The 15,568-nt window shown below is 60.2% G+C and carries 14 protein-coding genes; 10 read left to right on the top strand and 4 right to left on the bottom strand.

The window, feature by feature from the left end; all coding sequences use genetic code 11:
* Positions 1-84 precede the first annotated feature (84 nt).
* Entirely contained in the window at positions 85-267 is a 183-nt protein-coding gene (locus J1G35_RS29200; protein ID WP_032890516.1) for a hypothetical protein, read from the bottom strand.
* Between the two features lie 332 nt (positions 268-599).
* On the opposite strand from J1G35_RS29200, the gene azu reads away from it, so the two are divergent.
* Positions 600-1,046, top strand: coding sequence for an azurin (gene azu, locus J1G35_RS29195; RefSeq protein WP_053134473.1), 447 nt, complete (start codon positions 600-602; stop codon positions 1,044-1,046).
* 137 nt (positions 1,047-1,183) lie between these two features.
* Here azu and nadE read toward each other — a convergent pair whose 3' ends face one another.
* From nadE to J1G35_RS29180, 3 genes are all read right to left on the bottom strand, one after another.
* Positions 1,184-2,011, bottom strand: coding sequence for an ammonia-dependent NAD(+) synthetase (gene nadE / locus J1G35_RS29190; RefSeq protein ID WP_053134481.1), 828 nt, complete (start codon positions 2,009-2,011; stop codon positions 1,184-1,186).
* A 3-nt stretch (positions 2,012-2,014) separates the two neighbouring features.
* The gene (gene pncB / locus J1G35_RS29185) at positions 2,015-3,229 is read right to left on the bottom strand and encodes a nicotinate phosphoribosyltransferase (protein WP_053134484.1); all 1,215 of its coding nucleotides are present in this window, start codon (positions 3,227-3,229) and stop codon (positions 2,015-2,017) included.
* A 146-nt stretch (positions 3,230-3,375) separates the two neighbouring features.
* Entirely contained in the window at positions 3,376-4,266 is an 891-nt protein-coding gene (locus J1G35_RS29180) for a LysR family transcriptional regulator (RefSeq protein WP_053134487.1), read from the bottom strand.
* Positions 4,267-4,420: 154 nt separating this feature from the next.
* On the opposite strand from J1G35_RS29180, the gene J1G35_RS29175 reads away from it, so the two are divergent.
* The 9 genes from J1G35_RS29175 (at position 4,421) to J1G35_RS29135 (ending at position 15,373) form a co-directional block, all read left to right on the top strand.
* Positions 4,421-5,911: an aldehyde dehydrogenase family protein gene (locus tag J1G35_RS29175; protein WP_053134490.1), complete on the top strand. Its 1,491-nt coding sequence runs from the start codon at positions 4,421-4,423 to the stop codon at positions 5,909-5,911.
* Positions 5,912-6,066: 155 nt separating this feature from the next.
* On the top strand, positions 6,067-7,350 hold the full coding sequence (locus tag J1G35_RS29170) for an FAD-binding oxidoreductase (protein WP_223016715.1): 1,284 nt from the start codon (positions 6,067-6,069) through the stop codon (positions 7,348-7,350).
* Between the two features lie 374 nt (positions 7,351-7,724).
* Complete coding sequence (locus J1G35_RS29165; RefSeq protein ID WP_027607701.1) at positions 7,725-8,861, top strand: branched-chain amino acid ABC transporter substrate-binding protein; 1,137 nt, start codon at positions 7,725-7,727, stop codon at positions 8,859-8,861.
* A 184-nt stretch (positions 8,862-9,045) separates the two neighbouring features.
* Positions 9,046-9,960, top strand: a complete 915-nt coding sequence (locus J1G35_RS29160; RefSeq protein ID WP_003188099.1) for a branched-chain amino acid ABC transporter permease — start codon at positions 9,046-9,048, stop codon at positions 9,958-9,960.
* A 2-nt stretch (positions 9,961-9,962) separates the two neighbouring features.
* On the top strand, positions 9,963-11,240 hold the full coding sequence (gene livM, locus J1G35_RS29155) for a high-affinity branched-chain amino acid ABC transporter permease LivM (RefSeq protein ID WP_053134492.1): 1,278 nt from the start codon (positions 9,963-9,965) through the stop codon (positions 11,238-11,240).
* Positions 11,237-12,112: an ATP-binding cassette domain-containing protein gene (locus J1G35_RS29150; RefSeq protein WP_223016714.1), complete on the top strand. Its 876-nt coding sequence runs from the start codon at positions 11,237-11,239 to the stop codon at positions 12,110-12,112. The genes livM and J1G35_RS29150 overlap by 4 nt, the downstream gene beginning before the upstream one ends.
* On the top strand, positions 12,109-12,825 hold the full coding sequence (locus J1G35_RS29145; protein ID WP_025857339.1) for an ABC transporter ATP-binding protein: 717 nt from the start codon (positions 12,109-12,111) through the stop codon (positions 12,823-12,825). The genes J1G35_RS29150 and J1G35_RS29145 overlap by 4 nt, the downstream gene beginning before the upstream one ends.
* Before the next feature lie 726 nt (positions 12,826-13,551).
* Positions 13,552-14,316, top strand: a complete 765-nt coding sequence (locus J1G35_RS29140; RefSeq protein ID WP_053134501.1) for an SDR family oxidoreductase — start codon at positions 13,552-13,554, stop codon at positions 14,314-14,316.
* A 151-nt stretch (positions 14,317-14,467) separates the two neighbouring features.
* Entirely contained in the window at positions 14,468-15,373 is a 906-nt protein-coding gene (locus tag J1G35_RS29135) for a cation diffusion facilitator family transporter (RefSeq protein WP_223016713.1), read from the top strand.
* Positions 15,374-15,568: the final 195 nt, after the last annotated feature.

Raw genomic sequence — 15,568 nt, 5'->3', positions numbered from 1 at the left:
GAACGTCAACGATAACGCGGGAAGCCAAGATCAACGCGGCGCCCTCAGGTTCTTCGCGAGCAAGCTCGCTCCTACAGTAAATAATTATTCAGCCGGGTCTTTCGGGGTTTCAGTCTCGTCTGCTGCCACTTCACCTTCCGCGTCCGGGTTCAGTGCGCCTGCTTCTTCATCGACAGCGGCTTTCTTGCGTTGCAGTTTTTCCTCTTTCTTCTGTTCCTTGGCCAAGTCTCTCTGACGTTTGGCGAAGGAGTAATTAGGTTTGGCCATGGGCGATCCTCTAGGGTCGAAGGTGAGGGTGGCGGCGCGCAGCTGCCTTGGGACGACATGGTAGCAGCTTCAAGGGGCGCTTGGCCTTCACTTACCGCAGGCGTACGCAGCCAGAAGGCCATTGAACAGTTGGTTGAGGTGCATGGTTCGGACTCCAGTGGGTGATGGGCCGATCATAGGCAGGTGCTGATACTTTGGCTGGTAGATTGTGTCGATAAGTCTGATAGCCTAAAGTTGTATACAATCTGTTGATTCAGATCATAAGAATTTCAGCCTGCTTGAGGCACCCTTGCCGCAATATGCGTTGTTTAAACCCTGCCTTGGAGATTCACATGTTTGCCAAACTCGTTGCTGTTTCCCTGCTGACTCTGGCCAGCGGCCAGTTGCTTGCTGCAGAGTGCACGGTCACCGTCGACTCCACCGACCAGATGTCCTTCAACACCAAGGAAATCACGATCGACAAGAGCTGCAAGACGTTTACCGTTGAGTTGACTCACTCCGGCAGCTTGCCGAAAAACGTCATGGGGCATAACTGGGTGCTGACCAGCGCCGCCAACATGCAGCCGGTTGCCACTGATGGCATGGCCGCTGGCCTCGACAAGAACTACCTGAAAGAGGGTGACGATCGCATCATCGCCCACACCAAGATCATCGGTGCCGGCGAGAAAGATTCGGTGACCTTCGATGTCTCGAAACTGACTGCCGGTACGGATTACGCGTTCTTCTGCTCGTTCCCAGGCCACATCTCGATGATGAAAGGCACTGTGGTCCTGAAGTAAGACCGCGTTATCGTTCATCGGGGGCCAGCCTCTGCCCCACACTTGACCGAGTTCCAACATGAGAATGCGGTCAAATGTGGGAGGGGGCTTGCCCCCGATAGCGGCCTGCCAATCAACACACCACTATCTGGCTCACCTCAAGGCGCAAACGGCATCACCCGCTTGTGTTCGGTTTTGCGGTACGTCTCGCAAATAATCCGGAACGCTTCTTCACGCACCGGCTCACCGTGCAGGAACGCATCGATCTCGGCATACGTCACGCCATGTGACGCTTCATCCGGCTTGCCTGGCGACAGGTCTTCAAGGTCGGCCGTCGGCACCTTCTCCACCAACGACTCCGGCGCCCCAAAGTGCCGTGCAATCGCGCGTACCTGGTTCTTTACCAGCCCGCTCAACGGTGCCAGGTCGCAGGCGCCATCGCCGAACTTGGTGAAAAAGCCCATCACCGCTTCCGCCGCATGGTCGGTCCCGATCACCAGGCCGCTGGCCGCGCCGGCGATGGTGTACTGCGCCACCATGCGCATGCGCGCCTTGGTGTTGCCGAGCACGAAGTCGCGGGACACCGCCGCCTTGCCTTCAAAAGCCGCCACTTCATTGGCCAGGGCTTTCACCGCCGGCCCGATGTTCACGGTGTGGCGCTCGTCCGGTTCGATAAAGTCCACCGACGCCTGGGCATCGATTTCATCGAACTGGGTTTCGTAGGGCAGGCGCACGGCGATAAAGCGGTAAGCCTCGTCACCGGTGCTGGAGCGCAGTTCCTGCATCGCACGTTGGGCCAGGAGGCCGGCGGTCAGGGAGTCGACGCCGCCACTGATGCCCAGCACCAACGTCTTGAGCCCGGAATTGCGCAGGCAGTCCTGGATAAACGCCACGCGCCGGGCAACCTCGGCTTCGAGGGCGGCCTGGTCCTTGAATGGCGCTTGGACCTTGAGCTGTTCAGCAATCTCACGCTGTACGGCTTGCATGATTCACTCCTTGCTAGAGATGGCAGGTACTTTGAAAACGTGACGCAAATAGGCGACAAAATTCGGGTCGGTGCAGTGGGTCTTGCCCGCTTCATCGGAGATCTTCGCGACGGGCTGGCCATTGCAGGCGGTCATTTTAAGCACGATGCTCATCGGTTCCACCCCTGGAATATCGCAGGTCAGGTTGGTGCCGATGCCGAAGCTCACATTAATGCGACCACGCAGCGCCCGGAATATTTCCAGGGCCTTGGGCAACGACAGGCTGTCGGAGAACACCAAGGTCTTGCTCATCGGCTCGATACCGAGCTTGTGGTAGTGGGCAATGGCTTTTTCGGCCCACTGCACCGGGTCGCCGGAGTCGTGGCGCAGGCCGTCGAACAGCTTGGCGAAGTACAAGTCGAAGTCGCCGAGGAAGGCGTCGGTGGTGATGCAATCGGTCAGGGCGATACCCAACAGGCCACGGTACTCACGCACCCAACAGTCGAGTGCGGCGATCTGGCTGTCGATCAGGCGCGGGCCCAGTTGCTGGTGGGCCATGATCCATTCATGGGCCATGGTGCCCAGCGGCTTCATATCGAACTCGCGCGCCAAGTGCACGTTGCTGGTGCCGACGAAACGCCCAGGGAAGTCATGCTTGAGCACGCTGACCACTTCTTCCTGCACGCGGTACGAGAAGCGCCGGCGCGTGCCGAAGTCGGCCACTTGCAGCTCGGACAGCTCTTCGCTGCTGGCGTTGGCCGTCAGCCAGTCGAACTTGCGGTACAGCTGCTCGCGGGCTTGTTCGAGGATCACGGTCTGGTAGCGGTAGCGGTTACGCACTTCGCTGACGATCGCCAGCATCGGCACTTCAAACAGGATCACATGCAGCCACGGCCCGCGCAGGCGGATAAACAACTCGCCGTTCTCGATGCCGGTCTGCACATAGCGCAGGTTGAAACGAAACAAGCCGAGGAAGCGCAAAAAATCCGGCTTCATAAAGCTGATGCGCTCCAGGAACCCCAGTTGGTCCGGGCTCAGGCTCAGCTCGGCAAGGCGCTCGATCTGGTAGCGGATCTCGGCCAGGTACGGGCGCAGGTCCTCGCTGTTACGGCAACGAAACTCCCATTCAACTTCCACATTGGGGTAGTTGTGCAGCACCGCCTGCATCATGGTCAGCTTGTAGAAGTCGGTGTCGAGCAAGTTCTGCACGATGCGATCGGCAAACACACTCTCGCTCATAACGGGAATCTCCAGACGGGTCGGCGATGGGCGCCGACCTTTACGCACAATTAGGGAAGGGAGCTAGTGGCGCATAGACCTGTGGGGTTTTGCCAGTGATTTTTTCAGTGAGACCACTGGCCCCCCCGATGGCGGTACTCCAGGCACTAACCCACTTGCTCCATCATCCACTTCACAAACTCCCGCACCTTGGGCACCTCCGCCGAATGCTCGGGATACGCCAGGTAATACGCATCCTGGCTCGGCATCGCATGCTGCCAGGGGATCACCAGCTTGCCGTCGGCCAGTTCCTCCTCCACCAGGAAGCGCGGCAGCAGCGCCACACCACACCCCACCTGCGCGGCACGAATGCACATATAAAAGGTGTCGAAACGCGGCCCGTGGTAGCTGTGTTCGGTGTGAAAACCCTGGTCGGCAAACCAGTCATGCCAGCCCTGGGGCCGCGAGGCGTTTTGCAGCAGCACCAGGTCGCTCAGTTGGGTGGGATCGGTGAACGGCTGCGCCGGCAGGCTTTCCGGGGCGCACACCGGCACCAGCTCTTCGCTGAACAGTTTCAGGCTCTCGGTGCCGGGGCGCGAGCCCTGGCCGAAGTAAAAGGCCATGTCGGCCTTGCCTTGCAGTAACTCGTCCGGCTCCTGTTCGTTGCACAAGTCCAGGTGGATCTGCGGGTGACGCAAGCGCCAGCCCTTGAGGCGCGGCACCAGCCAGCGCGCGCCAAACGTGTAGGGCGTGGACACGCGCAACACTTCGGTCTCGCCGCCGTAGGAGCGCAGGTAGTGGGTGGACATCTCCACCTGCGTGAGGATCTTGCGCACTTCCACCAGGTACAGGTCGCCCGCCGGGGTCATCTGCAAGCGGCGGCGCACACGGCGAAACAGCAGGTGCTGGAGCAGTTCTTCGAGCTGCGCCACCTGTTTGCTCACCGCGCTTTGCGTGAGGTTCAGCTCCTCGGCGGCGCGGGTGAAGCTCAGGTGGCGGGTGGCGGCCTCGAAACACTGCAGGGCGGTGATCGAGGGCAAATGTCTTCTGTTCAGCACGGCACGCCTCTTTTTATTCTTTGCATGAATAAACGGAATGATATCTCGCCTAATCGTCGTTTGTTGGCAAGTCTTCGGCCAGCTACAAATAACGTCCGGATCGCCGTGTGGGCCGCGGCGCGAATTTTTTGTTTGCAGATTGAAGGAGTGACCCATGGTTGCCGCATTGCTTGATCGTCTCGGGGTAAACCCGGCGCTGTACCAGGCGGGTAAACAACCCGTGCATTCGCCGATCGATGGCAGCGTTATCGGCAGTGTGCACTGGGAAGGTGCCGCCGAGGTGGAGCAACAGGTCAGTCGCGCCGAGCATGCATTCGATGCCTGGCGCAACGTGCCGGCACCGCGTCGCGGCGAGCTGGTACGCCAGTTCGGCGATGTGCTGCGTGAATACAAGGCCGACCTGGGCGAGCTGGTGTCCTGGGAAGCCGGCAAGATCACCCAGGAAGGCCTGGGCGAAGTGCAGGAAATGATCGACATCTGCGACTTCGCCGTCGGCCTGTCTCGCCAGTTATACGGCTTGACCATCGCCTCCGAGCGTCCGGGTCACCATATGCGTGAAACCTGGCACCCGCTGGGCGTAGTCGGTGTGATCAGCGCCTTCAACTTCCCGGTCGCGGTGTGGGCGTGGAACACCACCCTGGCGTTGGTGTGCGGCAACGCGGTGATCTGGAAACCCTCGGAAAAGACCCCGCTCACCGCCCTGGCGTGCCAGGCACTGTTCGAGCGTGTGCTGAAAAACTTCAAGGATGCCCCGCAATACCTCAGCCAAGTGGTCATCGGCGGCCGCGACGCCGGCGCTGCGCTGGTGGATGACCCTCGCGTGGCTCTGATCAGCGCCACCGGCAGCACCCGCATGGGCCGCGAAGTGGCGCCGAAAGTTGCCGCGCGGTTTGCCCGCAGCATCCTCGAACTGGGCGGCAACAACGCGATGATCCTCGGTCCAAGCGCCGACCTGGACATGGCCGTACGCGCCATCCTGTTCAGTGCGGTCGGCACCGCCGGCCAGCGCTGCACCACCTTGCGTCGTCTGATTGCCCACGAGTCGGTCAAGGACGAAATCGTCACCCGCCTCAAGGCCGCCTATTCCAAAGTGCGCATCGGCCACCCGCTGGAAGGCAACCTGATCGGCCCGCTGATCGACAAGCACGGCTTCGACAACATGCAGGACGCTCTGGAGCAGGCCTTGAGCGAAGGCGGCAAGGTGTTCGGCGGCAAGCGCCAGCTGGAAGACACATTCCCCAACGCCTACTACGTGTCGCCGGCGATTGTGGAAATGCCTGAGCAGAGCGATGTGGTGTGCACCGAAACTTTCGCACCGATTCTGTACGTGGTCGGCTACAAGGATTTTGCCGAAGCCCTGCGCCTGAACAACGCCGTGCCGCAAGGCCTGTCGTCGTGCATCTTCACCACTGACGTGCGTGAAGCCGAGCAGTTCATGTCGGCGGTGGGCAGTGACTGCGGGATCGCCAACGTCAACATCGGCCCGAGCGGCGCGGAGATTGGCGGCGCGTTTGGCGGAGAGAAAGAGACCGGTGGCGGTCGTGAGTCAGGTTCGGATGCATGGCGCGGGTACATGCGCCGCCAGACCAACACCGTGAACTATTCGCTGGAGTTGCCGCTGGCCCAGGGCATCACCTTCGACTGATTCTGTAGGAGCGAGCTTGCTCGCGAAGATCGTCAACGATCACGCGGGCATCCTGAATGCTCGCGCCGCTCTCGCGTTTTTCGCGAGCAAGCTCGCTCCTACAGTGATGGTGTTGAACAAGAAAAACGCTTGTTGGGTCTCACCGGAGTCTGGCAATGGCACTTCGCGAAACATGTTTGTGGGAACACCTCACCCCTGGCCGGCCGGATCGTGCCGCGCTCAAGGGCGAGGTCAAGGTGGATGTGTGCGTGATCGGCGCCGGCATCACCGGTTTGTCGGCCGCCATTCACTTGTTGGAACAGGGTAAAAGCGTCGCCGTGCTGGAGGCTCATCGCACCGGCCACGGTGGTTCGGGGCGCAATGTCGGGTTGGTGAATGCTGGCCTGTGGATCCCTCCGGACGAGATCGAAGCCGGTTTCGGCGAAGCGGTGGGCAGCCAGCTCAACCGCATGCTCGGCGCAGCACCGTCGCTGGTGTTCAGCCTGATCGACAAATACACCATCGATTGCCAATTGCGCCGCGAGGGCACCTTGCACATGGCGCATAACGCCCGTGGCGAAGCGGATTTGCGCAGTCGTGAGGAGCAGTGGAAGCGCCGTGGCGCGCCGGTGGAATTGCTCACCGGCCAGGCCTGCGAGCAGGCCACCGGCACGAAGAAAATCGCCGCCGCCTTGCTGGACCGGCGTGCCGGCACCTTGAACCCGATGGCCTACACCAGCGGTCTGGCGAATGCCGCCGTGGGACTTGGCGGGCAGTTGTTCGACCATTCGCCGGTCACCCAACTGGAGCGCCAAGGCGCAAGCTGGTCGGTGCAGACTGCCAACGGTTCGGTGCAGGCGGCACAAGTGGTCATCGCCTCCAACGCCTACACCGAAGGTGAATGGACCGAGCTGCGGCGCAATTTTTTCCCCGGCTACTACTACCAGGTCGCCTCCGCGCCGCTGACCGACGCTGCCGCCGAGCAGATTCTGCCCGGCGGCCAAGGCTCATGGGATACGCGCCAGGTATTGAGCAGCATCCGCCGCGATGCCGACGGCCGCCTGTTGCTCGGCAGCCTGGGCAACGGCAACCAGAAACCGGCGTGGTTCCTCAAGGCCTGGGCTGATCGGGTGCAGCAACATTACTTCCCGTACCTCAAATCGGTGCAATGGGAGTTCACCTGGACCGGCTGCATCGCCTTTACCCCCGATCACCTGATGCGCCTGTTCGAACCGGCTCCGGGCCTGGTAGCGGTAACGGGTTATAACGGGCGCGGCGTGACCACCGGCAGCGTGGTCGGCAAGGCGTTTGCCGACTACTTGTGTCACCAGAATCCCCAGGCCTTGCCGATTCCGTTTACCCCCATGCAACCGCTGGCCGCAGTTGGGCTGCGCAGTTGCCTGTACGAAGCCGGATTTTCGCTGTATCACGCCGGCCAATGCCTGAGGATCGTGATCTGATCAGCGAAATACCGCTCAGAAGCCTGCATTTTCTTAGCAGGCTACTAATCTGTATTGGTGCAGGTCGTAGCAGTCGCGCACTGTAAATGTGCAGTTCCGTTACGCAGTCTGTTACAGCTGTAGGAACTGTCGTTTATTGCTTTGGTTGCAGGTGCGACCCGTCAGGGTTGTACTTTTTCGGTCCATGGGTTGCACCTATTGATGCTAGAGGGTTGCACGTCCTGGCGAGCGGAGCCGAAACGCCTGCAATAACAATGACACCGTGTCTTTTTGAAGAATAAAAAACTAATGGCACGCGCCTTGCTCTGGGCTTTCAGTGAAAAGTTTGAACGCAAGTTGTCGTGCCAAAAATCAAAAATATCGGAGCACCACTCATGTCCCAGACGTTTTACAAGAAAGGTTTTCTGGCCCTCGCCGTTGCAGCGGCGCTGGGTGTTTCTACGTTTGTTCAAGCTGATGTGAAGATTGGCGTTGCGGGGCCGATGACTGGCGCCAATGCCTCGTTCGGTGAGCAGTACATGAAGGGTGCACAGGCGGCAGCCGAAGTGATCAACAAGGCCGGCGGCATCAACGGCGAGAAGGTTGTGCTGGTGGCAGGCGACGATGCCTGTGAGCCGAAACAGGCCGTGGCCGTGGCCAACCGCCTGGCGGACCAGGACAAAGTGATCGGCGTGGTCGGGCACTTCTGCTCGTCTAACACCATCCCGGCCTCCGAGGTTTACGACGAAGCGGGCATCATTGCGATCACCCCAGGCTCGACCAACCCACAAGTGACCGAGCGCGGCCTTGGCGCCATGTTCCGCATGTGCGGGCGTGACGACCAGCAGGGTATCGTCGCCGGCGACTACATCGTCGACGTGCTCAAGGGCAAGAAAGTCGCGGTCATCAACGACAAGGACACCTACGGCAAAGGCCTGGCCGACGCCACTGCTGCCCAGTTGACCAAGCGCGGCGTCAAGCCGGTGCTGGAAGAAGGCCTGACGCGTGGCGAGAAAGACTTCAGCGCCCTCGTCACCAAAATCCGCTCCCTGGGCGCCGACGTCGTGTACTTCGGCGGCCTGCACCCGGAAGCAGGTCCATTGGTTCGCCAGATTCGTGAAGCGGGCCTCAAAGACGTCAAGTTCATGTCCGATGACGGCGTAGTGACCGATGAACTGGTGGCCACCGCTGGCGGCGCGCAATACGTCGATGGCGTCTACATGACCTTTGGTGCCGACCCGCGCCTGCTGCCTGACAGCAAGGCCGTCGTGGAAGAGTTCCGCAAGGCTGGCTACGAGCCTGAGGGCTACACCCTGTACGCCTACGCTTCGCTGCAGGCCCTGGCCGCCGGCTTCAATGGCGCCAAGTCCAACAAGGGCGAAGACGCGGCCAAATGGCTGAAAGCGCACCCGGTCAAAACCGTGATGGGCGAGAAGACCTGGGACGCGAAGGGCGACCTGAAAGTCTCCGACTACGTGGTTTACCAGTGGGATAAAGACGGCAAATACCACCAGTTGGAAAAGCAGAAGTAATCCATGTGAGAGGGGGCTTGCCCCCGATAGCGGTGTGTCAGTCAACAGTTGTTCAGCTGACCCACCGCATCGGGGGCAAGCCCCCTCCCACATTGGGACCCGTGTTGTTATTGAGATCTGTCTTTTCCTCCAGAAGCGCCGCACACCCACGGGTGTGCAGGTGCTCACCGCGTGAGATTGCGTTATGGATGGTATTTTCCTGCAGCAACTGGTCAACGGCCTGACCCTCGGGTCGGTCTATGGCCTGATCGCCATCGGCTACACAATGGTCTATGGCATCATTGGCATGATCAACTTCGCCCACGGCGAGGTTTATATGATTTCCGCTTACCTCGCGGCGATCAGTCTGGCACTGCTGGCTTACTTCGGCATCGAATCCTTCCCGCTGCTCATTCTCGGCACCCTGATCTTCACCGTGGTCGTCACTGGCGTGTACGGTTGGGTCATTGAACGGGTCGCCTACAAACCGCTGCGCAACTCCACCCGACTGGCTCCGCTGATCAGCGCCATCGGCATCTCCCTGATCCTGCAGAACTACGCGCAGATCGCCCAGGGCGCCAAGCAACAAGGTATTCCAACCCTGCTGGCCGGGGCCTGGCGTGTCGATATCGGCACAGGCTTCGTGCAGCTTACGTACACCAAAGTGTTCATCCTGGTCGCGGCATTCGCCGGCATGGCCTTGCTGACCTACATCATCAAGTACACCAAGCTCGGCCGCATGTGCCGCGCCACCCAGCAAGACCGCAAGATGGCCTCGATCCTGGGCATCAACACCGACCGCGTGATCTCCTACGTGTTTGTCATCGGTGCCGCCATGGCGGCCCTGGCCGGCGTGCTGATCACCCTCAACTACGGCACGTTCGACTTCTACGCCGGCTTCATCATCGGCATCAAGGCGTTTACCGCAGCGGTACTCGGCGGCATCGGTTCCCTGCCTGGGGCGATGCTGGGCGGGATCATCCTCGGTATCTCCGAGTCGTTGTTCTCGGGGTTGATCAACTCTGACTACAAAGACGTGTTCAGTTTCTCCCTGCTGGTGGTGATTCTGATTTTCCGTCCCCAGGGCCTGCTTGGTCGCCCACTCGTGGCTAAGGTGTAAACATGTCTGCTGCCAAACCCATCGATATCAAGAAAAGTGTGGTCGATACGGTCCTTGCCGGGCTGATTTCGTTGATCGTGTTCGGTCCGATCGTCGGCGTGGTCCTCGACGGCTACAGCTTCAACCTGGAACCTGCGCGCGTGGCCACCCTGGTCGCCATCGTGATGGCCGGGCGCTTTGCCCTCAGCCTGTTCCTGCAAACCCCCAAGGGCCTGAAGATTCTGCAGGGCTTCGAAAGCAGCGGTTCCGGTGTGCATGTGCTGCCGCCGGACTACAAGTCGCGGCTGCGTTGGATCATTCCGGCGCTTATCGTGATCGCCATCGTGTTCCCGATCTTTGCCAACAAGTACCTGCTGACCGTGGTGATCCTCGGGCTGATCTACGTGTTGCTGGGCCTGGGCCTGAACATCGTGGTCGGCCTGGCGGGGCTGCTCGACTTGGGTTACGTGGCGTTCTACGCCATCGGTGCCTACGGCCTGGCGCTGGGTTATCAATACCTCGGCCTGGGCTTCTGGAGCGTGCTGCCGCTGGCGGCCATCGCGGCGGCGCTGGCGGGATGCATACTCGGCTTCCCGGTGCTGCGAATGCACGGTGACTACCTCGCCATCGTGACCCTGGGCTTCGGTGAAATCATTCGCCTGGTACTCAACAACTGGCTGTCGTTCACCGGCGGCCCCAACGGTATGCCGGTGCCTTCGCCGACCTTCCTGGGCCTGGAGTTCGGGCGCAAGGCAAAGGAGGGCGGGATTCCGTTCCACGAGTTCTTCGGCATCGATTACAACCCCAACATCAAGTTCATGTTCATCTACATCGTGCTGTTCCTGGTGGTGCTGGCCGTGCTGTACATCAAGCACCGCCTGACCCGCATGCCAGTCGGCCGCGCCTGGGAAGCCTTGCGCGAAGATGAGATCGCCTGCCGCTCCATGGGCCTGAACCATGTGCTGGTCAAGCTCTCGGCCTTCACCATCGGCGCGTCCACGGCCGGTTTGGCCGGGGTGTTCTTTGCCAGTTACCAGGGCTTCGTCAACCCGTCGTCGTTCACCTTCTTCGAGTCGGCGCTGATCCTGGCCATCGTGGTGTTGGGCGGCATGGGCTCGACGGTCGGCGTGGTGATCGCGGCGTTCGTCTTGACCGTCGCGCCTGAACTGCTGCGCAGCTTCAGCGAATACCGTGTGCTGCTGTTTGGCGTGTTGATGGTGGTGATGATGATCTGGCGACCGCGCGGCCTGATCCGGATCAGCCGTACCGGTGTGACGCCACGCAAGGGGGTAGCGCCATGAGCAAGGAAGTCGTCCTCTCCGTGGAACACCTGATGATGCACTTCGGTGGCATCAAGGCCTTGAGCGATGTGAGCCTCAAGGTCGAACGCAACTCGATTTTCGCCCTGATCGGCCCCAACGGCGCGGGCAAGACCACCGTGTTCAACTGCCTCACCGGCTTCTACAAAGCCAGCGGCGGCAAGATCGAACTGAGCATTCGCGGCAAGCAGACCAACGTGATCCAACTGCTCGGCGAGCGTTTCAAAGCGGTCGACTTCGTGTCGCCGAAAAGCTTCTTGAGTCGGGTGTACTACAAGATGTTCGGCGGCACCCACCTGGTTAACCGCGCTGGCCTGGCGCGGACTTTCCAGAACATTCGCCTGTTCAAGGAAATGTCGGTGCTGGAAAACCTGCTGGTGGCCCAGCACATGTGGGTCAACCGCAACATGCTGGCAGGCATCCTCAACACCAAGGGCTACCGCAAGGCCGAAAGCGATGCCCTCGACCACGCGTTCTATTGGCTCGAAGTGGTGGACCTGGTGGACTGTGCCAACCGCCTGGCCGGTGAGCTTTCCTACGGCCAACAGCGCCGCCTGGAAATCGCCCGCGCCATGTGCACCCGGCCGCAGATCATCTGCCTGGACGAGCCCGCAGCGGGCCTCAACCCCCAGGAAACCGAAGCCCTCAGCGCGATGATTCGCCTGTTGCGCGACGAACACGACCTGACGGTGGTGCTGATCGAACACGACATGGGCATGGTGATGAGTATTTCCGACCACATTGTGGTGCTGGACCACGGCAACGTGATCGCCGAAGGCGGGCCGGAAGCGATCCGCAACGACCCGAAAGTGATTGCCGCCTACCTGGGCGCAGACGAAGAGGAGCTGGTATGAGTGCACCTATCCTCGAAATGAAGGACCTGGACGTGTTCTACGGCCCGATCCAGGCCCTGAAAAAAGTCTCGCTGCACATCAACGAAGGCGAAACCGTGAGCCTGATCGGTTCTAACGGCGCGGGTAAATCCACGCTGCTGATGTCGATCTTCGGCCAGCCACGGGCTGAGTCGGGGCAGATCATCTACAACGGCGTCGACATTACCCACAAGTCGTCCCACTACATCGCCTCCAACGGCATTGCGCAGTCGCCGGAAGGGCGGCGGGTGTTCCCCGACATGACTGTCGAGGAAAACCTGCTGATGGGCACTATCCCCATTGGCGACAAGTTCGCCCAGGAAGATATGCAACGCATGTTCGAGCTGTTCCCACGGCTCAAGGAACGACGTAACCAGCGCGCCATGACCATGTCCGGTGGCGAACAGCAAATGCTCGCCATCGCCCGCGCGCTGATGAGTCGGCCCAAACTGTTGCTGTTGGACGAGCCGAGCCTGGGCCTGGCGCCGATTGTGGTGAAGCAGATCTTTTCCACCCTGCGCGAGCTGGCCTCCACCGGGATGACTATCTTCCTGGTCGAGCAGAACGCCAACCACGCGCTGCGCTTGTCGGACCGGGCGTATGTGATGGTCAACGGCGAGATTCGCCTGACGGGTACCGGTAAGGAGTTGCTGGTGAACGAGGAAGTGCGCAACGCCTACCTCGGTGGCCACTGATCTAAATAACGACGCAGTACTCCTGTGGGAGGGGCAAACCCCCTCCCACATTTGTTTTGTGGCGCCTGCAAGGGGCGATCCCAAATTGTGGAAAACAAATCCAGCCACCCTCCAAAGCGCGACATATAGCCGCCGCAAATCCCTGTTTTGTCACAGTTTTGACTTGTCCCCATCCACTGTGGAACCGGCTGTGGGTAACGTGGGAGTAGCTGGCTGAACGCCTTTAAAACCGTGGCTTACAGCGGTGTGGTTGTTTTTTGATCAGCGGCTTTTTCGCGACCGATCAGGAGGTTTGTCAACCTGTTTAAAGACACAGGTATATGAACGAATTATGTCCTTCCAGCCTGTGGATAAGTCTGTGATTAAACTCTGGAAAGACGGCCGCAGAGGCCGGAATGACTGGCCTGGAGCCATCGTTCGTTTTCCCCCGCTGCCCCTAGCCCTACATACGCCTGTGTCCAGGTCAAGCAAAAAACTTTCTAAAACTGCCTGAAAGCCTTGTACACAGCGGCCTGAAGCGTTTTGCACTTGCCCCCAAAGACTGTGGGCGCAGCTGTGGATAACCTGCGCGCATATGCCTGCAAGCCACGGTTTATAAGGCTTTGCTCGCGATGGTTAAAAAGTGATCAGGTGTGCGCGACGTTATGTGCATAGCGGTTGCCGCAACCGCGGCGTACGGGCATTCTGCTGGCTGATTTTTTTCCCGATGCCCGCAAGGAGAACACCATGTCCAACACGCTGTTTATTACTGGCGCCACCTCAGGTTTCGGTGAAGCCTGCGCCCGTCGGTTTGCCGAAGCCGGCTGGAAACTGGTGCTCACCGGTCGTCGTGCCGAGCGTTTGAATGCGCTGGTCGAAGAGCTTTCCAAACAGACCGAAGTGCACGGCCTGGTGGTGGACGTACGGGATCGCAAAGGCATGGAAGACGCGATCGCCAACCTGCCGCCATCGTTCGCCACCCTGCGCGGGCTGATCAACAACGCCGGCCTGGCCGTGGGCACCGACCCGGCGCCCAAGTGCGACCTCGACGATTGGGAAACCATGGTCGACACCAACATCAAAGGCCTGCTGACCACCACCAGCCTGCTGCTGCCGCGCCTGATCGCTCACGGCCGTGGCGCCGGGATCATCAACCTGGGTTCCATCGCCGGCAGCTACCCGTATCCCGGCAGCCATGTGTATGGCGGCTCCAAGGCGTTCGTGAAGCAGTTCTCCCTGAACCTGCGCTGCGACCTGCAGGGCACCGGCGTGCGTGTGACCAACATTGAGCCGGGCCTGTGCGAAAGCGAGTTCTCCCTGGTGCGCTTCGGCGGTGACCAGGCGCGCTACGACGCCACCTACGCCGGCGCCGAGCCGATCCAGCCGCAGGACATCGCCGACACCATCTTCTGGGTGCTGAACACCCCGGCACACGTCAACATCAACCGCCTGGAGCTGATGCCGGTGAGCCAGACCTGGGCTGGGTTTGCGATTGAGCGTGGGGCCAAGTAAGGCTCTAGACCGCGTCGTTGCCATCGGGGCTTGTCGAATCGTCGCAGCGCCCCGATGGCGTCAAATCGGCCAAAACACGACATAAGGTATACTCCCCCGGCTTGAAAGCCCCTCCGTATCGTGCGGATTTAGGGTTTTGACGGGAGGAAATGTGAGTAACCGAGGTGAGCAGTCACTGCTCAAACAATCGACGATCCTGATGTTCGCTGTAGCGATCGCCGGGATTGTTACGGGTGTGGTATCTGGCGCCCAATCCATTCTGTTCGACGGCTTTTTCTCGCTGATCGCCACCGCCATCAAGGTGTTGATGCTGATCACGGCCAAGCTGATCGCCAAGAAGAGCAACGAGCGCTTCCAGTTCGGCTATTGGCATCTGGAACCCATGGTGCTGTTGATCGAAGGCAGCTTCCTGCTCCTGATCGCCATCTATGCCTTCCTTAACGGTGTGTTCGGCATTATCAATGGCGGGCGCGAGATCGAGTTGGGCCTGGTGATCATCTACGCGGCGGTGTTTACCGTCGTCGAGTTCGCCTACTTCTTCTATGTGCGCTATCGCAACCGCACGCTGAAATCCTCTCTGATCCAGTTCGACAACATCAGTTGGCTGGTGGACGCGATGCTCTCTGTGGGCTTGCTGGTCAGCTTCCTCGCCGCGCTGTTGCTTAAATCCCAGGGCTATGGCGAGTGGGCGGTGTATGTCGACCCATTGATCCTGATCCTGCTGGCGCTGAGCATGCTGGCGCCGGCGTTCAAGATCCTGCGCCCGGCGTTGCGCGAGGTGCTGGGGATTGCGCCGGATCACTTGGACGACACAGTCCGCGAGGTGATGGACGCGGCGCAGGCCAAGCATGGGTTCGACGACTACGTGTCCTACGTGCAAAAGCACGGTCGGGCGCGGTTCATCGAAATTCACGTGGTGCTGCCGGCGGATTACCCGGTGGATAACGTCGCGACCCTCGATGGGCTGCGTGAAGAGATATCCACAGGGCTGGGCAAACCGGATGCGGCGCGCTGGTTGACGATCAGCTTTACCGGGGATCGCAAGTGGATTGCGTGATGGGTCTTTAGACCGCGGTGAAGCCATCGGGAGCAAGTCGAATCGTCGCACCGCCCCTCCCACATTGGGTTGTGTTCACACATTTAAATTTGTGAATACGGTCGAATGTGGGAGGGGGCTTGATCTGGTCAAGTAATCTTGGACACCGATTAAGGTTCACGCCGCCAACCTTTCCTCCGCAATTGGCGACCGATA

Origin of the sequence: Pseudomonas sp. SH10-3B (assembly GCF_019891415.1) — a bacterium.
In the GTDB taxonomy this organism is placed as follows: Bacteria; Pseudomonadota; Gammaproteobacteria; order Pseudomonadales; family Pseudomonadaceae; genus Aquipseudomonas.
This window is presented reverse-complemented; position numbering and strand designations above follow the sequence as displayed.